18 protein-coding genes are annotated in these 24,143 nt (G+C 59.3%); 11 read left to right on the forward strand and 7 right to left on the reverse strand.

Annotation, left to right across the window (positions count from 1 at the left end):
* Nucleotides 1–51: 51 nt before the first annotated feature.
* Both OGM60_02620 and OGM60_02625 read right to left on the reverse strand, forming a co-directional pair.
* Nucleotides 52–531, reverse strand: coding sequence for a pyridoxamine 5'-phosphate oxidase family protein (locus OGM60_02620; GenBank protein UYI99702.1), 480 nt, complete (start codon nucleotides 529–531; stop codon nucleotides 52–54).
* Nucleotides 532–573: 42 nt separating this feature from the next.
* Nucleotides 574–3,378, reverse strand: a complete 2,805-nt coding sequence (locus tag OGM60_02625) for a transporter substrate-binding domain-containing protein (protein ID UYI99703.1) — start codon at nucleotides 3,376–3,378, stop codon at nucleotides 574–576.
* 145 nt (nucleotides 3,379–3,523) lie between these two features.
* Between OGM60_02625 and OGM60_02630 the strand changes: the two genes are divergently transcribed.
* The 3 genes from OGM60_02630 (at nucleotide 3,524) to OGM60_02640 (ending at nucleotide 5,946) form a co-directional block, all read left to right on the forward strand.
* Nucleotides 3,524–3,949, forward strand: a complete 426-nt coding sequence (locus OGM60_02630) for a potassium channel family protein (protein UYI99704.1) — start codon at nucleotides 3,524–3,526, stop codon at nucleotides 3,947–3,949.
* Nucleotides 3,950–3,985: 36 nt separating this feature from the next.
* On the forward strand, nucleotides 3,986–4,519 hold the full coding sequence (locus OGM60_02635) for a TIGR00730 family Rossman fold protein (GenBank protein ID UYI99705.1): 534 nt from the start codon (nucleotides 3,986–3,988) through the stop codon (nucleotides 4,517–4,519).
* Nucleotides 4,520–4,644: 125 nt separating this feature from the next.
* Complete coding sequence (locus OGM60_02640; GenBank protein ID UYI99706.1) at nucleotides 4,645–5,946, forward strand: chloride channel protein; 1,302 nt, start codon at nucleotides 4,645–4,647, stop codon at nucleotides 5,944–5,946.
* A gap of 89 nt (nucleotides 5,947–6,035) precedes the next feature.
* Here the strand turns inward: OGM60_02640 and OGM60_02645 are convergent, their stop codons facing one another.
* From OGM60_02645 to OGM60_02655, 3 genes are read right to left on the reverse strand one after another with little or no spacing between them, the layout of a single operon-like run.
* A complete protein-coding gene (locus OGM60_02645) occupies nucleotides 6,036–6,734 on the reverse strand; it encodes an ABC-2 transporter permease (GenBank protein ID UYI99707.1) in 699 nt (232 codons plus the stop codon).
* Nucleotides 6,731–7,612, reverse strand: a complete 882-nt coding sequence (locus tag OGM60_02650; protein UYI99708.1) for an ABC transporter ATP-binding protein — start codon at nucleotides 7,610–7,612, stop codon at nucleotides 6,731–6,733. Before OGM60_02650 ends, OGM60_02645 begins: the two co-directional genes overlap by 4 nt.
* Nucleotides 7,613–7,635: 23 nt before the next feature.
* A complete protein-coding gene (locus OGM60_02655) occupies nucleotides 7,636–8,016 on the reverse strand; it encodes a GntR family transcriptional regulator (protein UYI99709.1) in 381 nt (126 codons plus the stop codon).
* 560 nt (nucleotides 8,017–8,576) lie between these two features.
* Between OGM60_02655 and OGM60_02660 the strand changes: the two genes are divergently transcribed.
* The 8 genes from OGM60_02660 to OGM60_02695 all read left to right on the forward strand — a co-directional run bounded on the left by OGM60_02660 (nucleotide 8,577) and on the right by OGM60_02695 (nucleotide 22,266).
* On the forward strand, nucleotides 8,577–10,190 hold the full coding sequence (locus OGM60_02660; GenBank protein UYI99710.1) for a peptide chain release factor 3: 1,614 nt from the start codon (nucleotides 8,577–8,579) through the stop codon (nucleotides 10,188–10,190).
* 156 nt (nucleotides 10,191–10,346) lie between these two features.
* A complete protein-coding gene (locus OGM60_02665; protein ID UYI99711.1) occupies nucleotides 10,347–11,069 on the forward strand; it encodes a VUT family protein in 723 nt (240 codons plus the stop codon).
* A 9-nt stretch (nucleotides 11,070–11,078) separates the two neighbouring features.
* Complete coding sequence (locus tag OGM60_02670) at nucleotides 11,079–11,759, forward strand: SDR family oxidoreductase (GenBank protein UYI99712.1); 681 nt, start codon at nucleotides 11,079–11,081, stop codon at nucleotides 11,757–11,759.
* 133 nt (nucleotides 11,760–11,892) lie between these two features.
* The gene (locus tag OGM60_02675; protein UYI99713.1) at nucleotides 11,893–13,536 is read left to right on the forward strand and encodes an ATP-binding protein; all 1,644 of its coding nucleotides are present in this window, start codon (nucleotides 11,893–11,895) and stop codon (nucleotides 13,534–13,536) included.
* Between the two features lie 2 nt (nucleotides 13,537–13,538).
* On the forward strand, nucleotides 13,539–14,492 hold the full coding sequence (locus tag OGM60_02680) for a MoxR family ATPase (protein UYI99714.1): 954 nt from the start codon (nucleotides 13,539–13,541) through the stop codon (nucleotides 14,490–14,492).
* 35 nt (nucleotides 14,493–14,527) lie between these two features.
* Nucleotides 14,528–15,700, forward strand: coding sequence for a DUF58 domain-containing protein (locus OGM60_02685; protein UYI99715.1), 1,173 nt, complete (start codon nucleotides 14,528–14,530; stop codon nucleotides 15,698–15,700).
* Nucleotide 15,701: 1 nt separating this feature from the next.
* Entirely contained in the window at nucleotides 15,702–18,014 is a 2,313-nt protein-coding gene (locus tag OGM60_02690; GenBank protein UYI99716.1) for a transglutaminase-like domain-containing protein, read from the forward strand.
* 40 nt (nucleotides 18,015–18,054) lie between these two features.
* Nucleotides 18,055–22,266, forward strand: coding sequence for a leucine-rich repeat domain-containing protein (locus tag OGM60_02695; protein ID UYI99717.1), 4,212 nt, complete (start codon nucleotides 18,055–18,057; stop codon nucleotides 22,264–22,266).
* 5 nt (nucleotides 22,267–22,271) lie between these two features.
* On the opposite strand, the gene OGM60_02700 is transcribed toward OGM60_02695, so the two are convergent.
* Together OGM60_02700 and OGM60_02705 are read right to left on the reverse strand one after the other, a co-directional pair.
* Nucleotides 22,272–23,000 carry a uracil-DNA glycosylase gene (locus tag OGM60_02700; GenBank protein ID UYI99718.1) on the reverse strand — a complete coding sequence of 243 codons (729 nt, stop codon included), beginning with the start codon at nucleotides 22,998–23,000 and terminating at the stop codon, nucleotides 22,272–22,274.
* Between the two features lie 88 nt (nucleotides 23,001–23,088).
* Complete coding sequence (locus OGM60_02705) at nucleotides 23,089–23,991, reverse strand: DMT family transporter (protein UYI99719.1); 903 nt, start codon at nucleotides 23,989–23,991, stop codon at nucleotides 23,089–23,091.
* Between the last annotated feature and the right edge of the window lie 152 nt (nucleotides 23,992–24,143).

A 24,143-nucleotide genomic window follows, 5' to 3' on the forward strand; every position in this document is an offset into this window, starting at 1 on the left:
ATGCGTGGGCGCATGGGGCGCAGAGGGTAGCGAGCGCGTTTTTCGCATTCGCTACTTTTCCTGAATCTGCTTGCCGCAAAGATGCTCAATTGAAATCTCGTAGAGTTGGACGCCCTTGATGTCTTTGGCGATTTCTTCCTCGACTTCTTCGGCAGAAGGGTAGTACTTAAGCGCGAGCTGGCGGACTTTGTCCTCGATAAACGCAGGCGCTTCATCTACCAGGCGGCAACGGCCAAAGACCACAGTGCTCATGACGTAAGGAGCCCAGTCGCCGTCCTTGTACCACTCGTTGCCGTAAACGGTAAAGCAGACTTTATCGTCACGCCTGAGCGAATCGACCTTGTGGCCGGCCTTGGCGCCATGGAAATAAATCTTGTCGTGCTCGGCGTCAAAGAAGTAGTTGACGGGAATGGCATAGGGGTAGCCATCATCGCCGTTGACGGCAAAGACGCCGCGCTTACAGGTGGCGAGCAACTCGCGCGCTTCCTCGTCAGTGATGGCGCGTTTCTTTCGACGTAAGGGCCTAAACATCGTTGGCTTCCTTTCTGGCTGTGCATGGTGGTTGAGCACAGACTATAGCGAAACGGATCCGTATTTCTTGATGCGGGCGAGTATGTTTTTGAGCTTGTTAAAGTCGAGCGGTTTGGGCAGATGGGCGTTCATACCGGCATCGTGTGCCGCCTTGGCGTCCTCGTTGAAGGCGTTGGCAGTGAGCGCGATGATGGGGATGTCGGCTGCATCGGCCTTTTCGCTCAGACGAATCGCGCGGGTTGCCTCGTAGCCATCCATGCCCGGCATCATGATGTCCATCAGGATCGCATCGAAGCTGCCGGCGGGACGACTAACGTATAGGTCGACTGCTTTGTTGCCGTCGGCGGCGCGCGTTACGACGATGCCTTCGCTTTCGAGTAGAGCCTGGGCAATTTCGGCATTGAGCTCGTTGTCTTCTGCCAAAAGGACGTTCATGCCGGCAAGCGAGCAACTGTATGTCTGCTTGGACGCACGTTCTTTTGCCTGAGGGTTCTTGTCGATATCGAGCGGTATCTGGACGTTGAACGTGCTTCCCGCGCCAACCTCACTCGAAATCTCAATCGTGCCGCCCATCATATCGATGAGCGATTTGACGATAGACATGCCAATGCCGGTTCCTTGGAACTTGCTGCGCGCATCGTCGCCTTCCTGGGCAAACGGCTCGTAAATGTGCGTCAAAAACTCGGGCGTCATACCAATGCCGGTATCCGAGACGCTAAAGCAAAACACGGCGTGCTCGTCGTCGACCGGTTTGATGGTCGATGAGAACGTGACGGTGCCTCCGTGCTTGTTGTACTTGATGCTGTTGTCGAGCAGGTTGACAAGGATCTGCCGAATATGGGTGGGGCTGCCGATCATATATTGGTCGACAGCGTAGGGCTCGCTGGTGTCGAGCATGGTTATGCCGCGGTCCGATGCGCGGAGCTTGCACAGTACGAGCGCATTGTCGCACAGCTCTTTAAGGTTGAATGATTCGTGCTCGAGCGTCACTTTGCACTCCTCGATCCTGCCCATCTCGAGGATGTCGTTAATCAGTGACAGCAGGTGATTGGCGGCAACGCGCGCCTTGGCGCGGCTTTCGCGGGCGACCTGCATGTCGCCTTCTCTCAATTCCTCAATTTCGATAAGGCCTAGGATGCCGTTGAGCGGCGTGCGGATGTCGTGGCTCATGCGCGTGAGGAAAGCGGTTTTGGCGGCGTTGGCGGCATCAGCTTTCTGCCGTTCCTCCTGTGCGCGGTAAAGCGACCAGACAAGGATGGCGATGCTGGTGAGCAAGATGCAGATGATAACAGTCGCAATGGCGGTGCGGTTACGATAGAAAAACTGGAACGTGTTCGATTCTTGCGCCGAGTACGATGTGGGGAAATAGCTGTTTGCAGAGAGCGATTCACCTGCATTGACGATGCCCTTATTGATGATTCCCAGCAGCTCGGGCTTGCCGCGCGAAATTAAACACGATAGCTGCGCCGTGTTGGTGAGTTCCTGTGTTTCGAAATCCTCGATGTCGTAGGTGTCGCGGAGAGTTTCCAGGCGCGTGCTGGGGACAATGATGCAACGTGCCTTCCCCTCATTGAGGGCTTTGAGCACCTCGCCGTCATTCGAGTACTCGGTTACTGTTGCGTTCGGGAAGAGACTTTCGAGCTCAAAACGGTTAACGATTGTGTTCTTTGTACAAGCGATGTTCTTAAGGTCGCTGTTCAGGTTTTTGCCACTGTGAATGGCGGTCAGCGAAACCGTTCCCATCGAGTTTGACTGGATGACTCCTGTCTGCTCGGCGAGCCAGTAGTCGCGAAACAATGGCAGGGCGACATCGATGGTTCCGTTGGAAAGGGCTTTGATCATTTGCCTGTTGTTCGAGAGTGCGATTGTTTTGACCGTAATACCAAACTTGTCGTGCAGCGTCGTTGCAAGCGAGGCGAGCGATCCTTCCATCTCGCCGTCGTCATTTTGCGTGCAGTAGGGAAGTTGGTTTTTAAGATAGCCGAGCGTGATGGTATTGCCGTTTGCTTTGAGCCAGGTGGTCTCGGGGCCGGTGAGCGATGACGAGCCACTGTTTTGGGTCGAGTAACTCGATTTGACTTCCTCGTTATAGCGCGGGTTATCGCGGGCGATGGTCGTCATGGCGGCGTTGATGTCGTTCATCAGATCGGGGCGGCTTTTGGGAACGGCAAAATAGTAGTCGCTCGAGCCTACGTAGAACATGGGTGACGCATCGGGCGACGAAATGGTATCGTTCATGATGACGGCGTCGACCTCGCCGTCTGCAAGCGCCTCAAAGAGGGCACTGCCGGTGTCGATTTCTTTATAGGTGCAGGTGACGCCTTCGTCGGCGAGCCACTGCTGGCCGACGATAGTTTGCATAACGCCAGAGTTGCAGCCGATGGTGAGGCCTTGGAGCGCCTGGGGGTCACCCTTGGCCAGATCGTCGCGGTCGGGCCTGGCGTAGATGTAGTAGCGCTCGGTGCCCTCGGGGTTCGAGGAAAAGAGCAGCTTCTGCTCGCGCTCTGCCGAATACGAGATGTTGGGCATGAGGTCGATTTCGCCTGCTTCGAGCATGTCCATAAGCTCGGAGAAGGTGCCGCTAACGTATTCGTATTGCCAGCCCTTTGTGTAATACGAGAGGGTCTGGAGGTACTCGTAGCCCCACCCCGAGAGTCGCTCGCCCGGCATGCCTTCCTGGAAGCCTTTGTTGTTGACGAGCCAGCCAACGCGGACCGTCTTGACCTGCTGGTCGGAGTCGGCGGCAAAGGCGGGAGCGGGCATGACGGCGCTCAGTATGGCGAGCGCGGCAAGCGCGACGGCCAGGGTGCGATATAGAGCCAAGCGAAAGACAGCGGAAGGTTTCACATGAAATCCTATCGAGTTGAGACAGTTTCGCATAAGGATACCAGCTCAGCCTGCCCATTCAGCCGCCGCACCGCTAAACGGTCACTCCCGGCAGTTGGGGACAATAACGAGCGAATTTGATTGGGCGTCTGGAAAAGGGGTCGCGATGAACAAGTTGAGGACGCTTGCCGACGTGTTGCGCCAGGCTGGCTTTGCACGCATCACGGGCCTGTTTCTCGTCTTCTATCTGCTGTGCTCGACGGCCGTCTGGCTGTCCGAGCCCACGACCCTTACGTTTGGCGACGGCCTCTGGTTTAGCTTTGAGACCGTATCGACCATCGGCTTTGGCGATATCCCGGCCGAGACGCCGGTTGCCCGCGCTATCACTGTCGTTTTGAGCGTCATCAGCATCTTCTACATCGCCATGCTCACGGGCGTGGCGGTGAACTACTGCAATACGCTCATCAAGATGCGCCAAAAGGACACCATGGCGCGCTTTATGGACGATCTTGAGCATTTGGAAGAGCTCGATCGTGACGAGCTTGCCGACCTATCGCGCCGTGTGCGCGAATATCGCCGACGCCAACGCTAGAACGGGCGCCGCGCGTCACGATGAGGGGGACTAAATATGAATATCACGGTATACCTGGGCGCCAGCGTTGGTAACGACCCAGCATTTTTGCCTGCGGTGCAAGAGCTGGGCAACTGGATTGGCTCCAACGGGCACGCGCTGGTATACGGCGGGTCCAAATCGGGCCTGATGGGTGCGCTCGCCGATAGCGTACTCGATGCCGGTGGACACGTGACGGGCGTGGAGCCGAGCTTTTTTATCGAGGCCGAGTTTCAGCACGATGGCATCGACGACCTCATCGTGACGAGCGACATGGCCGAGCGCAAGGCCAAGATGATTGAGCTCGGTGACGCGTTCATCGCCTTTCCCGGTGGGACGGGTACGCTCGAGGAGATTGCCGAGGTCATGTCGGCCGTGTCGCTGGGGCATCTGAGTGCGCCGTGCATCCTGTATAACCTGGACGGTTACTACAACGACCTCAAGGCGCTGCTCGGACACATGATTGATAAGGGCTTATCGAGCCCGCAGCGCCAGCACGGCATTTACTTTGCCGACGATTTGCGCGAGATTGCCTCGATTATTACCGGATAAGTCTTGAGCCTGCCCCACTATGACTCCCAATGGTGCCGTTTGCGGCGCAGATGGTTGGCTCGTTCGGGCAACGCTCGCTCTACAATAAAACGTATCTTTGTCGATTTTGACCACGGGAGGTCCCGATGGATAACCTTGCAAAACCCAAAAACCGTGCGCTGTTTTTAGTGAGCGTGGCCGTGACCGGTGCGTTTGCGGGCGCCGCGGTCTGGCTGTTTTTCTTTGCGATGGAGCACGGTATCGACTATCTATGGACCGAGATCCCTCATATGCTGGGCGTCGCTTCGCCCGAGCTCGCGAGCGGTCCGTTCGGTTTTTTGCCGTACCCGTTTTTCGTCTGCCTGCTGGGCGGCCTGCTGATCGGTCTGTACGAAAAGATGACGGGCACCAAGACCGATGACCTCAACCAGGTGATGGCCAAGGTTAAGCAAGACGGTCGCTACCCGTACGACAACCTCGGCAAGCTTTCGCTTGCGGCATTGCTGCCGCTGCTGTTTGGCGGAAGCATTGGACCGGAGGCCGGCCTGACCGGCGTTATCGCGGGTCTGTGCAGCTGGGTCGGCGACCGCATGCGTCGCTTTGGCGCCGAGTTTAGGGAGCTTACGCTGCTGGGTACCCAGGCTGCCCTGACGGCGCTCTTTACCGCGCCCGTGTTTGGCTTTGTGGCGCCGCTCGCCGGTAGCGCCGACGGCCAGGGCGCTAATGACGATGAGTCCGCGTCCGATGAGATCACGATCAAGCTTCCCAAGGCGCAAAAGACCGTGGTCTACGGCATTGCGATTGCCGGCGGTCTGGGTACCTACCTGCTGCTTGGCCAGCTTGTGGGCGGCGGCATGGGCATGCCCAGGTTCGAGGCCGCCGAGGTGGGCAACCTGGAGCTTACCTGGCTTATTCCTCTGTCGCTGATCGGAACAATCTGCGGCTGGCTGTACTTTGTCTCTGAGCATGCAAGCGAGGCACTGTCCCATGCCATAGGGGGGCGCCCTGTCGTCAAGGCCATGCTAGCCGGTCTGGCGCTCGCCATCTGTGGCACGGTCCTGCCCTACACTATGTTTGCCGGCGAGACCCAAGCCGACGTGCTCATGGAGACCTATCTGACCATTCCCGCTGGCGTGCTTATCGCGACCGGTCTTGTTAAGGCCATGCTGACGCCCGCCCTCATCAACCTCGGTTGGCGCGGCGGTCACTTCTTCCCGGTTATCTTTTCGGGCGTGAGCCTGGGCTACGGCCTTGCCATCCTTACCGGCGCCAATCCGGTCTTTTGCGTCGCCGTCTGCACGGCATCGACGATGGGTGCGGTCATGCGTCAGCCGGTCATGGTCGTGGGCCTGCTGCTCATGTGTTTCCCGCTCAAGGGTATCGTCTGCATGATCATCGCCGCCGTCATTGCGGCAGGCATTCCGCTGCCCAAGCCGCTGCGCAAGTAGCGCGGTGGCGCACGCCGGGGACATGCCGTTTGCCACGGATTTGCGGGGAGGGGGGCGATCACTCCCTTCGTGGATCGAGACTCGCATGCTTACAGATCGCGTACTCGATAAACCTTGGTGCTGACGGCGCAGCTCAGTGCGCATAGCACGAGGGCCAGCGCGGCAATTCCTGCGCACAGACAGCCGAGGACGGCAGGATCGGGGTTCGCCCCGGCAATCGACATAAGCCAGTTGCTGATGGGGTTGGAGGAGCTCAGCGTGGCCATGGCAAGGCAACCGAGCAAGGCAAACAGACCAACGGACAGGCGCAGCGCCTCCATGTGTCCAAAACGAAAGAACAGCGGCTGCGTCAAAAACACCATCATGAGGGAGATGAGCATCGAGGCTGCCGACGCGGCTGCGATCTCAAAGACGGCCTGTCCCGTCGGGGGAATGCCCGCATTATTGAAGAGTGGGATGGTGACGATGTTCAACAGTGCAGCCGCACATGCCATGATGGCCGAGAAAGCAACGATACACAGGTAGCGTGCGCAGATGATGTCTTTGCGCGAGAGGGGCAGCATTGCCCGATAACGCTCCCATCCGTTTTGATTGTCGAAGCCGGCCAGCGAGTTCATGACCATGATGGGCGACATGGCGCTGACCGCGCAGGCGCCGGCACTCATGCCGGAATCTCCATCCGATGCGTTGGCGAGAGTCAGCACGACGAATATGAACAGGCCGACGCCCGCGATACTCGGGATAAGCGTGCGAACGATGGCGAGCTCGGACATAAAGGCGCGTTTCATTTCGAAGCCCCTTTCAGCATGAGGCGAAGATAATCATCAATGGTTGCCCGATCGCAGGGAATCTCGGGAAAGGCCTCGAGCGTATCGCGACGGTTGGGCACGAGCACGTCCACGCTGTAGGCGTGGTGGGCGGCGCGGGCGCCTTCGACGCAAGCCGTAAGCTCGGCGGCCTGTGCTTGGGTACAGTGGGCGATGCCGGCGCGGTCGGTAATGTCCTCGCGCGGCAGGTCAAACACAATCGAGCCGTTATCGATACAGATGACGCGGTCGGCAGTGCGATCGAGGTCGGACGTAATGTGGCTCGAGAGCAGCACGCTGCGCTGGCCGTCGGCGACAAAGGCAAGCAGCTCATCAAGCAGTTCCTCGCGTGCCATGGGATCGAGGCCCGCGGTGGCTTCGTCCAAAACGAGCAGCTTGGCATTGTGGCTGAGCGCACAGGCGAGCTGCAGTTTCATGCCCATGCCGCGGGAGAGGTCCTTGACCTTTGTCCTGGGATCGAGGCCAAATCGGTTGATGAATCCGGCGAACGTTTTGCGGTCCCACGTGGGGTACGCAGGGCCTACGAGCGACTCGATCTGGCCCACCCTGAGCGTGGAGGGGAAGGGGCACGTGTCCAGGACAAGACCGACGCGGGAGTGCAAGCAGCGCTGCGCTTCATCGGGCGCGTCGGCGCCACAGCGCTGCCCAAACAGGTGCACCTCGCCGACATCGAGTTTGATAAGCCCAAGCGCGGCGCGAATAGTCGTCGTCTTGCCGGCACCGTTTACGCCCACAAAGCCGACAATCTGACCGGGCTCCACGGCAAGCGTGACGTCGCGCAGCGAGAAACGGTCGCTCACGCGGCGCGATGCACCTTTGATTTCTAGCAAGTTTTGCATGGTATAGCCTTTCTTGCAGATGGCTACTGCATGGTTTCGGGGGCTACGAGGTCGAGCATCTCGTGCAGCTTGTCGCGCGTGACGCCCAAGGCTTCGGCTTGGCTTGCCGCTTTCGCAAGCAGCTCTTCGATATGACAGAGCTGGTTTTCGCGCAAAAGCTCCTGGTTGCCCTCGGCGACAAAACAGCCCTTGCCCTGCACGGTGCAGATAAACCCGAGCTGCTCCAGGTCGGCGTAGGCGCGCTTGGTGGTGATGACGCTCACGCCAAGATCGCTCGCGAGTGAGCGGATGCTGGGGAGTTTGGCTCCCGCAGCGAGCGTGCCCGAAAGGATCTGGGCTTTGACCTGCGAGGTTATTTGCTCGTAGATGGGCTTGTCGCTCGAATTGGATAGGATAATGTCCACAGCGGCTCCTTAGCTGTTGGGCTACACGTGTATATAACCGGTAAGCACAGTATATATACACTATGCACAGTTATGCAAGAGGAAATGTGGGCTCGTCTGTCCCTTCGTTCGTTTGTCTCGATCTGTAACATCTGGAGCCGATTTTGGCAGTTAGATGTTACAGATTGAGACAGCCCCGACCTTCCTGCCTGTTTGTCTCAATCTGTAACACTTAGCCCCGATTTTGGCGGCTATCTGTTACAGATTGAGACATTGGTTGCCTGCCTGCTTGTTTATCTCAATCTGTAACAGGCAGAGGCTCAAAACCCGTCTTTCTGTTACAGATTGAGACGGAGATTGAGACGGTGTTGGTCTTCCCAACCGTTTATCTCGATCTGTAACATCTGGAGTCGATTTTGGCGGCTATCTGTTACAGATCGAGATAGTCCTTGAGACGGCTGCCCGGTGCACAGCGAGCTCGGCTGATGAATTTGTCCTGATAGGTGCCCTATGGCGGGATTTCGCGGCTACAATAGTGCGGTTACAACGACGTAATGCACTCAATGCAAGAAAGGATCCGCATGGCAAGCCTGTCGGATGAAATCTCGTCGCGCCGCACATTCGCGATCATCAGCCACCCGGACGCCGGTAAGACCACGCTTACCGAGAAACTGCTGCTCTATACCGGCAGCATCCAGACTGCCGGCTCGGTCAAGGGCAAGAGCTCGGCCAAGCATGCCGTCTCGGACTGGATGGACATCGAGAAGGAGCGCGGTATTTCCGTTACCTCCTCGGTGCTGCAGTTCACCTACAACGGCGCCTGCGTCAACATCCTCGATACCCCCGGCCACCAGGACTTCTCGGAGGATACCTACCGTACCCTTATGGCCGCCGACGCCGCAGTCATGGTCATCGACGGCGCTAAGGGCGTCGAGGCCCAGACCAAAAAGCTCTTTAAGGTCTGTACGCTGCGCCATATTCCCATCTTTACCTTTGTGAACAAGCTCGACCACGAGGCTCGCGATCCGTTTGAGCTCATGGAAGAGATCGAGAACGTCCTGGGTATCAATACGTATCCCATGAACTGGCCGATCGGCAGCGGCCGCAACTTCCGCGGCGTGTTCGATCGCCAGACCCGTCGCGTTATCGCCTTTGAGGGCGACGGTCACGCCAACGCCACCAAGAAGGTCGCCGAGGTCGAGGCCGAGCTGGGCGATCCGGCCATGGATGAGCTCATCGGCGAGGAGAACCACAAGAACCTGATGGACGACATCGAGCTGCTCGATGGCGCCGGCGACGAGCTCGACCTGGATGCCGTGGCCTGCGGCAAGCTGAGCCCGGCGTTCTTCGGCTCGGCGCTCACCAACTTTGGCGTGGAGCCCTTCCTCAAGGAGTTCCTGCGTCTGGCCCCGACGCCGCGTGCCTATACCGATACGCTCACCAGCGAGCCGGTCGCGCCCGCCGAGAACGACTTTAGCGGCTTCGTGTTTAAGATCCAGGCCAACATGGACAAGAACCACCGCGACCGCATTGCCTTTGTGCGCATTTGCTCGGGCAAGTTCGAGCGCGGCATGGATGCCTTCCATGTGCAGGGCAACCGCAAGCTCAAGCTGGCTACGGGCACCTCGATGATGGCCGACGACCGCGCCATCGTGGACGAGGCGTACGCTGGCGATATCGTTGGTCTGTTCGACCCGGGCATCTTTAGCATCGGCGACACCGTGTGCTCCGGTAAGCGCCGCGTGCAGTATCCGCAGATCCCGACGTTCGCCCCCGAGATGTTCGCTCGCATTACGCAGGTCGACACGCTCAAGCGCAAGCAGTTTGTGAAGGGTATGGAGGAGCTTGCCCAGGAGGGTGCCATCCAGATCTTCCGCGAGCTGGGTGCCGGCATGGAGAGCGTCATCGTGGGCGTGGTCGGCGTGCTGCAGTTTGAGGTGCTCGAGCGCCGTCTTAAGGCCGAGTACCGTGTTGAGGTTCGTCGCCAGCCGCTGCCCTATACGGACATCCGCTGGATCCAAAACGACCCCGACACCATCGACATCCCGGGCCTTTCGCTCACGCGCGATACCCTGCGCGTCGAGGACATGCGCGGCGGTAAGCTGCTGCTGTTCACGAGCCCGTGGAACGTGGACTGGGCAACCGACCACAACCCCGACCTTATCCTGTCGGAGTTTGGCAACGTAGCGTTTTAGCGCATCGGCGCGGTGGACCTGCGGGGCTGCCGCGCCGTTTGCTTGCCTGATGCCGTGTGAGCGGCTATCATACCCACCGTCGTCTCAAGACCGGGGCGTCCGAGCAGTTCGGGTCCGATATCCTGCTCGTTAAACCTAAAACCAAAGGAGTACATAATGATCAAGAAGGTCATGGAGGACTACAAGGTCCTGTTGCGGAGCATTCCCGCGGCAACGGTTTCGCTGTTTTTCGTGAGCGTCATCATGATGAACCTGCTGGCCAACAAAGAGCTTATCAGCCTGCCGTATCTGGCACTCGATTGCGGCTTTGTGGTGAGCTGGGTTTCGTTTTTGTGCCAGGACATGATCTGCAAGCGCTTTGGCGCCAAGGCATCCATCAAAATCTCTATCCTCGCGCTGCTGGTTAATCTGGCCGTGAGCCTGTGCTTTTGGGCATGCTCGCTCACGCCCGGCATGTGGGGCGCCTACTACGACACGGGTATGATCGAGGTCAACACCGCCCTTAACGCCACCATCGGCGGCACCTGGTACGTGGTGCTTGGCTCTTCGCTGGCAATGCTCGTTTCTGCCGTGGTTAACTCCACGCTCAACCAGTCGCTCGGCCGTATGCTCAAAAAGAATAACTTTGCGAGCTTTGCCTTCCGCTCCTATGTGTCCACGGGCGTTGGCCAGTTTATCGACAACCTGGTCTTTGCCATTGTGGTGAGCCACACGTTCTTTGGCTGGACCTGGGTGCAGGTCCTTATGTGCTCGCTGACCGGCGCTGTTGCCGAGCTGCTGTGTGAGGTCTTCCTGAGCCCCGTGGGCTACAAGGTCGTGCGTGGCTGGGAGCGCGAGAATGTGGGCGCCGAGTACCTCGAGCGCCACGCAACCGCCTAAGGAGCAGATATGCGGGTTTTGATCACGGGCGCTTCGGGCGGTATCGGAGTCGCGTGCGTGCAGCGCTTTTTGGACGAGGGCCACGAGGTCGTGGGCTTTGATCTGCTGCCGGCGGCGATCGAACACGAGCGCTACCGCCATCTGATCGTTGATGTCCGCGAGCCGGACTCGTTTCCAGGCGAGCTTGAACCCCAGGTAATCGTGAACGTTGCCGGTACACAGGATTCGGCCGACGATATTGCCGCCAACCTGTGCGGCACCATCAACGTGACCGAGCGCTATGCCTTTGTAGGGGAGGGGCTTGCCGCCAAGCCGGCGCCGGCCATTACATCCGTGGTCAATGTGGGGTCGGCGAGCGGGCATACGGGATCGGAGTTTCCCGCCTATGCCGCCAGCAAGGGCGGCGTTATCGCCTACACCAAGAACCTTGCAAACCGCCTGGCGCCGCAGGCCATCGCCAACAGCGTGGACCCGGGCGGCGTTATCACGTCGCTCAACCGTTGCGTGATGGAAGACGAACACCTGTGGAACCAGATTATGGAGCTCACGCCGCTTAAACGCTGGGCCACCGCCCAAGAGATCGCCGAGTGGATCTACTTTGTGGGCGTGACCAACCGGTTTATGACCGGGCAGAGCCTGCTGATCGATGGCGGCGAGGCCGGCCGCACACAGTTTATCTGGCCCGAGTAACAAGACGCGCCCGATGGCAAGATTGCCGTCGGGCGCGTTTTTATGTCACTCATAGGTAACTTTTGCGGAGCATCATTTCTGTAACGTGCTTTTGAGCTGGTAGAATGAGCCTTTGAATAAAAAAGGGGGCATATTGGGGCTGTTCGGTTCACACGAGAAGCGCGACGCGGACCGAGCGCGTCGGCTGTTTGAAGAGGCGCTTGCGCAGCAAGGGCCCAACGTTGCTCTGGTCTTGCGCGCCAACGACTGCCTTCCGCTCTATATCACCCCAAATTTCGAACGCGTATTTGGCGTGTCGTCCGAGCGTATCGGCGACGACATCGAGACACTATACCGCTTTATCCCCAATAGCGACCGCGTTCGCATGCAGCGACAGGTGAGGGACTGGGACCATGTGACCCCGCTGAACCTCCTGTGCTCCTACCATGCGCCCCATGGAGCAAAATCGCAGCTCAGCATAAGGTTTACGATTTCGCTCATACAGAACGGCACCCAGTACCTGGTTTCTGCAGTCGATGTAACGGCCGAAAACGAGCGCATCGCCAAGGCGGAGGCCGAGCGCGATCGCGCCGTCGAGACCGCCAACGCGCGCACGGACTATATGAACCAGATGAGCCACGAGATCCGCACGCCGCTCAATGGCATCGAGGGCATGATTTCGCTTGCTCGCGAGCACCATGCGGATGAGTCTCGCCTGATGGATGACTTGTCTCGCGCCTCGCAGCTTTCGGCCTATTTGCTTTCGCTTATCAACGACATGCTTGACATGAGCCGCCTCAACAGCGGGCGCGTGCGCATTGACGATGCACCGTTTGATTTGCGTCTGTTTGCCGACGAGATTGAACGCATGTTTACCTCGCAGGCAGCCGACAAGGGGCTTGCGTACTCGGTCAATCTGGAGGACTGCGAAAACGTCTTTGTCGTGGGCGATCGCATGCGCCTATCGCAGGTCGTCATCAACTTTATCTCCAACGCGGTCAAGTTTACCGAGCGGGGCGGCAGCGTTACCGTAACCCTGCGCGAGATGTACCGGACAGACGACGGCGTGAGTTATATGCTGCGCGTGCGCGACACGGGCAAGGGCATGGACCCGCGCTACATCAGCAAGATCTTTAAGCCGTTTGAGCAGGAGGACCGCACCATTGCGCGCCGCTACGGCGGAACGGGCTTGGGTATGGCCATCACGAGCGCGCTCGTCGACCTGATGGGCGGCGAGATCGTCGTCGATACCGAGCCTGGTCGCGGTTCGACGTTTTCGGCCTACATCCCGCTGCGACTTGCCACGCCGGAGCAGGTCGAGGAGCTCAAGCTTAAGGAGCAGACGCTCGAGACGGCGCTCGATTCCATGGGGTCGTCGTTTACCTACCAGTTTGAGGACAAGCGATTCCTGCTGGCGGAGGATAACGAAATCAATGCCATGATCGTGATTGAGCTGCTGGCAAGACGAGGCGCGGCGGTTGATCGCGCCGAGAACGGCCAAGCGGTCGTTGAGCGATTCCGGAGCATGCCCGTGGGCACGTACGATGCGATCCTCATGGATATTCAGATGCCCGTGCTGAACGGCTGGGAAGCGGCGGAACGGATTCGAGGGCTCGATCGTGAGGACGCCGGCGCCATTCCCATCATTGCGCTTTCTGCCAATGACTACACCGAGGACGTTGAGCGCTCGCGCAGTGTGGGCATGAACGGACATGTGGGCAAGCCCATCGATCTGAACGTTTTGAAAGCACAGCTGGCGGCCGCGACGGCCGAGGCAGCTTACCGAGGAAATGAGTAACCGTGATTGTCGAACAGTCCAACAGCATCATCAATGAAGTGAGCCGCGCCCTGCTGGGCAAGCGCGATGTGATCGAGAAAGCTCTCATGGCCATCTATGCCGGCGGCCACATCCTGCTGGAGGATGTGCCCGGTACCGGCAAGACGACGCTGGCCCTGGCTCTTTCGCGTGCACTGGGTCTGGACTTTAAGCGCGTGCAATTTACGCCCGATACGCTGCCCTCGGACATTACGGGCTTTACGATGTTCGACCGCGACGCCGGCGTGTTTCGCTTTGTGTGGGGCGCCGTCAACTGCAACATGCTGCTGGGCGACGAGATCAACCGTACCAGCGCAAAGACGCAGTCGGCCCTGCTCGAGGTTATGGAAGAACGCGCGGTGACGATTGATGGGCAGACGCATCAGGTCCCGCGTCCCTTCGTGTGTATCGCAACCGAGAACCCGGTGGGCTCGGCGGGCACTCAGCCGCTGCCCGATAGCCAGCTCGACCGCTTTATGGTTCGCCTGTCCGTTGGCTATCCGTCGCGCCAGGACCAGATCGATATCCTCAAGGCCCGTCGCTATGCCAACCCGCTCGACGACATCAAGCCCATGGTTGCCTGCGATGACCTGCTCGATATCCAAAACTACCTGGGCAATGTACAGGTTGCCGACACGGTGCTGGATTATATCGTGCGCCTGTGCGAGGAGACCCGCAATGACGACCTTGTTGAGCTGGGCGTGAGTCCCCGTGGCATCATCGCGCTCACTCGCATGGCGCGCGCCTGCGCATTGATTCGCGAGCGCGACTATGTGGTGCCCGAGGACGTGCGCGAGGTGTTTAAGGTCGTCTGCATCCACCGTCTCGTTTTGCGCCCCCAGGCCCGTATCGAATCGATTACCGCCGAGGACGTTCTCGATCGCATCCTCGCCACCGTTCCCGCCCCGTCCATGGGCCAGGCTCGCGGCCGCTCGTAGCGGCTCGTTTGCCTTGTGCGCCCTACGCTACGTCCATGATTGCCAACAAGATTACCTATATCGTGTCCGTCGCGCTCCTGCTTGCCGCGTTCGTGTTTACCGCCAATGCGGCTGCGCTTGCTGCTGCCGCGGCGTTGATCGCCATGCCCGTGGTCACGGTGGCGGCGTGCCGCTCAAGCGTCGCCTTGCTCAAGCTTGGCTTTGAGCTTTCCCGGTCGTGTGTCGTAAACGCACCGCTTGCATTGCACATCACGCTCGACCGCCCGCTTATGTTTCGCGGTCGCATGGAGCTGTCGTTTTCGGTGTACAACCAGCTGACGGGAACGCGGACGGTCCGTTCCGTAAGCCTTGCCCCCGCGATGGGTAGGCCCGCCTTGTTTGAGCTAGAGCTCGATTCGACCGTTTGTGGCGCGCACACCATTACCCTTGATACCGCGCGCCTGGTCGATGAGATGGGCTTTACGTCGCTTGCTCTGGAGGACGCCGACTTTAACGGGTTGTTTACGGTCTATCCCGAAGTGCTCGACATCCAGGTCGATCCTCGCCAAAGTGCTTCTGCCGGTCTTGAGGGCACGAGCTATGATCCCCATCGAAGCGGCCAGGACGCCTCCGAGGTCTTTGACGTGAGGCCCTATCACGAGGGCGATGCGGTCAAGTCGATCCACTGGAAGCTGTCGACGCGCTTTGACGACGTGCTGGTGCGCGAGGCCTCACGCCCCCAAGACCACACGATCGCCGTCTTGTTCGGTGCGTTTGCGTGCGATTTTGAGCACTCAAGCCGCCCCGAGCTTCTTTCTGCGGTACTGAGCTTTACCGCGTCGATATCGCTGGCGCTTATGCGTCAGGGATACCATCATATGGTCGTAGCTGTCCCCGAAGGCCCCCTGGCTGCCTATCCCGTCGATGACCGACGTGGTTTTAATAAGATGCTCGATGCTTTGACGGCAACGCCGCTTGGCCCTGCCCATCCAACATCAAACGAGCAGTATGCCAAGCTTATGGCGGCACGGGGCATTAGCAAAACGGTGCTGGTGACGTTGGGTGTCGATGAGCAGGTCTATATCGATTTGGGCCGTCTGACCGATCTGTCGGTGCTCCATGTGTCGGATTCAGTCGAGTCGTATAGCATCGAGCGCGGCGCCAACTACTCCATCACCCATTGCCCGGTATCGAGCGATTCGGCTCGTATCAAGAGTCTGGAGCTCTAGCATGGACTTTGTGACTCTTACCTCGACGGAGCGCGTCGCTTCGAACGGCCGCGTTGTCGCCGTGTTCCTGTCGGTGGCTCCCGCGGTTTTACTGTCTGCAAGCTTCTCCTGCGCGATTGCCGGGTGCCTGAGTGCAACGTGCATGGGGGTCATGCTTACCGTCGCCGCTGGCGTGGCTGTTGTACTGGGCGCTTTGGGCACCTCAATGACTTCGAAAAAGACTCCCTTCTGGATCGCCTTGGCCGCGGCGTTCGTGGCGCTTGCATGCGCACTCTTGGTTCCTTCGGCGCGCTGGGGCTTCTATGCCTGCGTCAATGCCGTAATCGCTCGTATCAATTCAATCTGTGAGCTGTATATTCCTTTGGTGGCAGATGCTGGCACGCTGTGTGAAGCTGTGCCGCTGGCAGTGCTCGCCGGTGTGTTTGCCGGCTCATTTGGTTGGCTTTTTGCCAACTTGAGCGTCTCGTGGCCCACGCTCTTAATCGTCGTTATTTGCGGCGCTGATTCTATGATATTGCAGCTCGGTGATTGCACGATGTCTATGACGCTCGGCGTTGCGGGCTGGCTTGTCCAGTGCCGTGCTCGCGAGTTGCGGGGCTCTACGGTAGGTTTATCCCAGGTCCTTGTCGGCCTTGGCGGTCTCTGTGCCGCATGTGGCGTTCTCTTTGTGCTGACTGGCTCCCTTGTGCAGCCTCTTCCCGAGTTGTCCGCCATGTCGGCGTCTGCCGTCAAGGCAGTCCAGAGCCTCCGATTTGGGGACGATACGCTGCCCGAGGGCGACCTTTCGCAAGCGGCGGACATGAACGAAGGAGACTCCACAACGCTGTCGCTTACTGCCAACAAGACGCTTGATGACGATCTGCTCATGAAGGGTTTTGTGGGCACGACGTTTGACGGCGTGTCGTGGGGACGCGGCGACTGGATGTCCTACGAGGGCGAATGGTCCGGCATGCGTGCGTGGCTGCACCAGAACGGTTTGACGGTAGCCGAGCAACGCGCCGCGTTTGATGCCGAGGCCGAGCGTGAGGACGGCGAGCCTGTCGAGACGGTTGAGATTTCGGTCTACGCCTCGGGCGCCAACCGCCGATACGCCTATGCTCCCTATACGCTGCGCTCGCTGAGCGGTACCGCTGCGATGTTGACGAGCTCGACGATGCTCAGCACGGACCTGTTGCCGTCTAAGGCATATAGCCTGGTCGTCGATAACGTGTCGATGGACGACGTCATTGCAGATTCAAGCTGGTTGGCATCCTCCGAGAGCGATTACGCAAAAAGCGAGCGGGTGTACGCCGCCTTTGTCCGCGATAAATACCTGGACGTTCGCGAGGAGGAGCGGGATGCAGTCGATGCATACCTGTTCTCGAGCGACAGCTGGGATGCTCAGGCGAATGTTTCGGATGCAGCCGTGATCAGTCGCGTTCGCACGATGATGGCTTCGCTTGCGGGGCAGACGGATAACCCGCCAGCCTATACCGGGGCGACGTCGTTTGTCGCGTGGTTCTTAGGCTCGGCGCACGAGGGCAACTCTGCCTACTTTGCCACGGCGGCAACGCTCGCGTTTCGATCTCAGGGAATCCCCGCGCGCTATGTCGAGGGCTATCGGGCGGCTGACAATCGGCTTGCCGCTGCCGTCGACGCGGGCGTGCCGCTGGACTTGACGGCTGCCGATGCACACGCGTGGACCGAGATCTACCTCGACGGGCAGGGATGGACGCCCGTCGAGGTCACCCCTGGGTACTATAGCCAGACGCTCGATGCCGATAAAATTATCGACGTGGGCGAGGCGTGGAGCAGCGGCGCCGACGATAAGACGCTCGATGTGGGCTCGGTCGCTGGTCGGGGCGAGGATAAGCATCGCGAGGATGTGCCGGTGTCGCACAGCATCCCTGTTGCGGCCAAAGTCGGAGTCGGTTTGACCGGCGCGGTGATTGCCGTCCTGCTCGCCCTGTTCGTTCGCAGGTTCGTCTTGCGCGTTTTGCGCACGCGAGCCATCGAGAACGATGAGCAGGATATATGTGTGCCGGCACTCTACGGCTATCTTGCCCTGGTGATGAAGCAAAGCGGCGTGGACGCCTTCGACGAGACCAAGCCGCTCGATTGCCTGGATGCCTTTGCCACGGCGTTCCCCGAGATTGACCCGTGGGAATACCGCCGAGCGATTCAGCTCCATCAGGCCTATGCGTTTGGTGGCCGCCAGCTTAAACCGAACGAGTTGCGTACGCTCCGTCGTCTTACCGAGCGCCTGCATCGAAGCATGCCAGCGCCTCAAAATGTTATTGAACGCTTCCGTCGCTACATGCTGTACGCGTTGTAAAGGGAGTAGGTCTTACGTGTTTCTGAAGCATCCTCAACATATGGCTCCGCATAAAAATGCGGCATCGGCCAAGTTAAAAGGGCCGCAGAGTGCATCCGCGCGTGTTCAGCATGCCGCTAAAAATATGTATCGTGCCAAGCCTTTGGCTGCGACGCGCGTCGTGGCGGTGGCGGCTTCGGTTGCTGCAGTCGGCGTATTTGGCACGGTGGCCTTTGAGCCGGCCCAGAGTAATTTGAGCTTCGATCCTTCGGGGTATATCGCTGCATACAGCCACGGTGACACGGAGTCCGGCGAGGCGTACCAGATCAGTCCGCTTTCGACGGATGCCGAGGCGAATCGTCACGACGAGCAAAGCGACAGTCGGGAAACGAGCGCACGCGAGCAGCAGGCGCCGCTCGATACCGCGCAGGGACAGGCAAATCTGACGGGGCAAAGCGGCACGACCGCCTACAACGTCACCGGCAGCGCCGATGGTACGGGCGTGAGCGTTGCGGGCGGCTCGGGCAGCGGCACGGGCGGCTCGGGCGGCGGGCAGAACGCCCCCGTTATCAATGCGGGCGGAGCGTCTGGCGGCAATGCCGGCGGCGCGGGTGGTGCCGGTTCTGGCGGTAGTGGCGGTTCCGGCGGCTCGGCAAACTCGACGGTCAATTCCTATAAGTATCTCTTTCAGGACCCCACGCCCCAAAAGGGTGCTCCCATGGGAGACACAACGTTCTTTACGCAGTTTAACGGTGCGGCTGGATTGATCGATCCCAATAAGGTGCAGATTACACCCATGGAGGATGCAATCTACGATGGACAGATGCTCGATGCCTGGACGCTGTTCTGTGCCATGGATGTCCACTGGAGTGATGGCATCGGTCTGTACTATCTTGCCTGCACCAAGGATGAGTTCGCCACGTTTCCGTATCTGCGCATCAACTCGTGGACCAATGCCGCGGGCGAGCAGAATCCGGTACTGTGCTCGAGCCAGCCGCTCACGGTAAACGTCTCGCTGCGCTTGTCGCAGGATGCGGCGTGGACGACGCGCAGCGTTACCATCCAGCCGGCGCAGTCGTGCCTGTTTGTGGTCGGTCAGCCCGATTCGATGGGCCAGCGTAGCGTGATTTGGAGCACGCTGAGCTCCAAGGTGAACCTGCTGAATGTCAACACGCAAGAAGCCTTTATGAAACAGACGGGTCACGTCGATTCTGAGGGCTATCTCAATGCCCTGCTGCTGGGGTGGCGCGAGAACGAGGCAGTCGCTCCGTATTTCTACACGCTGACGCCCGGTCGCCATGTGGTGGTTCCCGGCGATGTCGTGTCCATCGACCCCGCCTACAAGGTTCGCTTTCAGGGTTATGCTCTCGACGAAAACTATCGCTTTGACGACGACCCGACCAGTCCCAATAGCTCACGCCTGCAGACGCTCGTCGATGTGGACGAGTCGGTCGTGTCGGTGGATGGCGGCACCGAGACGCTGCGTGTTCCGCAGGGCGTGCAGGCGGTCGACGCCTATACCGACAGCCGCCAGCGCGAAGGCTTTACGTGGCAGATCGACAATCTGGAGTTGCCGTCCTCGGTGTACTACGTCAACGTCAATGCGGGTTTTCAGGTGCTCGATGCCTACCGTGTGGCGTCGGATAACCCCGTCTACGCCGCAACGGACGAGGGAATCTTGACTTCTCGCGATGGCCGGGAGTATTTGGGCGTTCCCTACAATACGCGCGAACTCGATGTCCCTGCCGATATTGACCGTGTTGCCATTCCCGATCGCAATAAGCTCGACCGTATTGTTCTGCACGCGTCCAAAGGGGGCAAGTTGCCCCAGGTTGACGTGAGCAATCTGCGGGATTGCACCCTTGTCGTTGACGATGCCGCACTGCTCGATTTTATTACCGAGCATGCGGGCGAGCTGGAGCGCGCCTACGGCGTTTACGTATCGCCCGCGAGTAATCCCGACGTCCGGCTCATGTACTCGCAGGGGCTGGTGTACAACATGAATTCGCAGCTCGAAAGCGATTTATGCTATGTGCTCGACACGGGTTCCAATATCGCCCTGGTGCAGATTTGCAACACCATTATGAAGGGTGCCTTTACGGGCAACACATCGGTTAACACGTTGGTGCTCATGCCATGGTTTGCCGATAACGTGACACTCGAGGACGGCAGTCTCGCAGGCGGTTCCGTGCAGACCATCGTGTGCGTAACCGACGAGCAGGTTGCGTATGTCGAGCAGCACAAGGCCGCCGCCGGTGCACCCGACGCGCGCGTGATCAAGGCGAGCCTGTCCCAAGACGGTTATTTGTATTATGTCAACGCCGGTAAGACGATTTTGCTGTCTGCTGCAGGCGATGAGAACGGTAATCTGCCCGCGACCTTTGACGGCACCTTGCTGACGGATAGCGGCGAGCGGCTCGAAGTCGATTCCATTGCGCCGCACGCTTTCTCGGGCGACGCGGAGCTCATGTTTGTCAATCTGGGCGAGCAGACGAGTGCGATCGGCCGCAACGCGTTCGAGAACTGCCAGAACCTTCAGGGCGTGTTTATCGGCACGCCCGATAGCATCGAGGTGGGAGCCGATGCCTTTAAGGGCTGCACGAGCCTGGGCTTTGTGGCGTCGCGTGCTAAAAAGGGCGTTTTTGCCACGGCCGAGAATCCCAATCCGGCCGGCTGCACCTGGTATGCGCCCGATGGCGATTCGCAGGGCTACGACAGCCGCTTTGTCACTATCGAAGACATTTACGATTTTGGTTGCGATGTCCCAAGCGACGATACGGCCCTTCTCTACGGCTATCTCGATGGCGATGAGGAAGACAGGCCAAGCATCCTGCTCGGTGCGCCTTCGGTGCTCAACGGTACGATTGAGCTGCTGCCGAGTACGACTGAGATTTTTGGTGGCTATTCCTCGTCCGGCGCCAAGGACCTACCCGGTGCCTTTGAGGGGACCGGAGGCGTGTGGGATATCGATTGGGCTTCGGCTCCTCATCTGGCATATATCGATCGCTATGCCTTCAGGAATTCTGGCATTGCTGGCGACCTGAACATCGACCTTCCCGATAACGATATCCACGTCGGTGTGTCGGCGTTCGATGGCTGCACGAACCTTACGTCCGTGTCTTTGCATGCGGCGACGATGGAAATCAACGACCAGGCATTCACGAATTGCCCGAGGCTCGCGAGCGCATCGTTCGTGGCGGACACCAAGGGCGACTACGACGCAGTTACGGGCATGGGCTCTCGCAACTATCTGGCGTCATCGGTGTTTGGCGACGATGCCAACTTTACGAACCTGACGGTCGGTGCTGGTATTGCGACGCTGGGCTATCCGTCGCCGGGCGTGGGCTTCTCCTTTGACGGCGTAACCGATGCCGAGGAGGAAGCCGGCCGCATTCATCTGTCGGTGCCCCATGGCATGGAGCAGGACTACCTTAATGCGTGGGTCTACGGACTCGTCGGTTACGACAACTACGACGCGTATTACGGTGTCGTGGAGTTTGGCATGCTTTCCGATTGGTTCATGGGGGAGGGCCCGGAGCCGACGGTCGAGTCGATCGAGGCGCAGATGGCCAAGAATCTGTTGGAGCCCGAGAATCGCCTGCGAACCATGATGGGATTGCCGCTGGTCGAGGCTTCTACGGTAATACAGGCGGGTAGCGATGCGACCGAGAGCCATGAATGGAAGATCGAGGACAACGGTGACGGTACTGCCACGCTAGTCTCGGCGCCGTTCGATATCAAGCAGGCCGATCTGGCGAGCGTGTTGACGGGGCCAACCGTAATCGACTCGAACGCCTTCTCGCACTGCTCGAACCTCACCGAGATTGAGCTGTGCGATAAGGTGGTCGGCATCCAGAACGGTGCGTTTAAGGGCTGTGGCGGCGTGACGGTGACGCTACCTTCTGGCTGCCCGCTGCCGGAGTTGCTGGGCGGGATGGAGAGCGAGTCGTTTTCGTTTGGCGGCAGCGTAGTGCTCGATATTGCCGAGGCCGATCGCGAGTCGCTGCTCAAGACATGGCCTCGTCAGATGGTGGGGGTTGCCACGGACGACGAGGAAGCTGACTACGTCGTGAGCAAGTGGTTCGGCAACGTCAATATGGATACGTTTGAGTCGCCGACGTTCGATGTGCTCAATAGGGCCGTAAATGAGCCCATCATGAAGTGCGAAAATGATTTGCGCGCCCTGATGGGCATGAAGGCTATTGGCGATATCAGTGAGCTCGCCGCCGCCATTGATATCAATAAATACCCGGATTATTGGATTGCCGGCTAGGCGGGTTAGGGCGCGAGACAGCCCCAGTCGATGGGGCTGCTGCCGTTTCGCTCGAGCAATTCATTGGCAGCGGAGAAGGGGCGCGATCCCATAAAAGCGGGGAGTTCTGCCGTGGCACGGTTTGCCGAAAGCGGCGAGGGGTGTGTGGAGGCCAGGCAGAACTTGCCGCTTTCCTTGCCCGCGCCGGTAGAGGCGAGCTTGCCTTCGACCATCTGCTGGGCAAAGCGGCCCCATGCCAAAAAGACGACCGGCTGGGGCAGCTGGCAGCAGCGTTCGATAACGTAGTCGGTGAGCGTGCTCCAACCCAGCTTGGCGTGCGAGTTCGCGGCATGCTCGCGCACGGTGAGCGTCGTGTTGAGAAGCAGGACGCCCTGTTGTGCCCAGGGGGTTAGATCTCCCGTGGCGGGAATGGGGCAGCCCAGATCGGCTTTGAGTTCCTTATAGATGTTGCGCAGGCTCGGCGGCAACTTGGTTTGCGTCGCGGGGACCGAGAACGACAGCCCCATGGCTTGGTTGGGTCCGTGATAGGGGTCTTGACCCAGGATGACAACCTTGACCTGGTCGGCCGGCGTAAAGGCGAGGGCATTGAGGATGTCGTCTTGTGCCGGGTAGATGGTTTGCTCGGCACGCAAAAGGGCGATGCGCTCGAGCAGCTGGTTCGTGGTGTCACGTACCGGCTGCGGCGCACCGCCCAACCAAGTTGCTATGTTGCGGTCGCGGGTTGCGGTGTCCATGGGGCTCCTTTATGGCAGATGCTCTGTTGGCATCTATTGTAAAGGCGCACCGGTTGCCTTTATGCCGCGACTGCATGAGGAGTGGGGTCTACGAGACGTGCTCGGGCGCTCCTGCCATACGAGCGTGTCCGTGTGCGTGAAGGCGCGGAAGCTCGACGGTTGCCACCATGACGCCGGTGAGGATGAGGGCGGCGCCAAAGAAGGCGATGGGGCTCAGGACCTCGCCGACCAGGAAGAACGAGAAGACGGCGGAGCAGACCGGCTCGAGCGAGAAGGCGAAGCCGGTGGTCTCGGCAGGTACGTGGGGCTGCACGAGCGTCTGGGTGATAAAGCCGTAGGCGGAGCAGATGAGTGCGAGCGCAACGACAACGACGATCTCGTTCGGCGTGCTGGGAAGCGTAAAGCCGCCAAAGGTGCATGCGGCGATACCCGAGAACAGGCCGCCGAAGCCCAGCTGCCAAACGCCCAAGGCCAGCGGATCGACTTCCTCGACAAAGCGTTTGGCTACGATAATGTGGCCGGCATAGATAAAGGCCGAGAGCAGCATGATGATCGCGCCGGGGTTCAGGCTGGTAAAGTCGGCGCCCGAGAGCAAAAGCATGCCGCAGGTGACAATGGCGGTGCCAATGAGCACCTTGCGCTCGGGGGCGCGACGCAGCAGGGCCGCGTTGGCAAACGGTACGATCACGACCGTCAGGCTCTGCAAAAAGCCGGCGGTGGAGGCCGAGGTGAGGCTGGAGCCCAGGCACATGCAGGTGAGCTCGGTAGCCATGATGGCGCCGATGATGGCGGAACGAATCATCACGTCGCGGTTGATGCGCAGCGCGTGCTTGTGGAAGAGCAGCAGACAAGCTGCAAAGGCGATGATGCAGCGCAGCGCAACAATGCTCGTGGCGTTCATGCTGTCCATGCCGATCTTCATGAGGGGGTACGAAAAGCCCCATGCGACGGGAACGGAAAATGAGAGCGCGATTGCTTTTTTGCGATCCATGGGACTCCTTTTGTTACAGAACGGTTTCGCAAAAAGGATTCTGCTCCCAGATGTGGATGTAGTAAAGCGAATGTATCTTCAGTATGATTAAGAAAAGCTAATGTGAACAGAAAAGGCCCTGGCAAAACGTTTTACGGCTACATCGATGTGGA

It is taken from the genome of Coriobacteriaceae bacterium (assembly GCA_025757745.1).
In the GTDB taxonomy this organism is placed as follows: Bacteria; Actinomycetota; Coriobacteriia; order Coriobacteriales; family Coriobacteriaceae; genus Collinsella.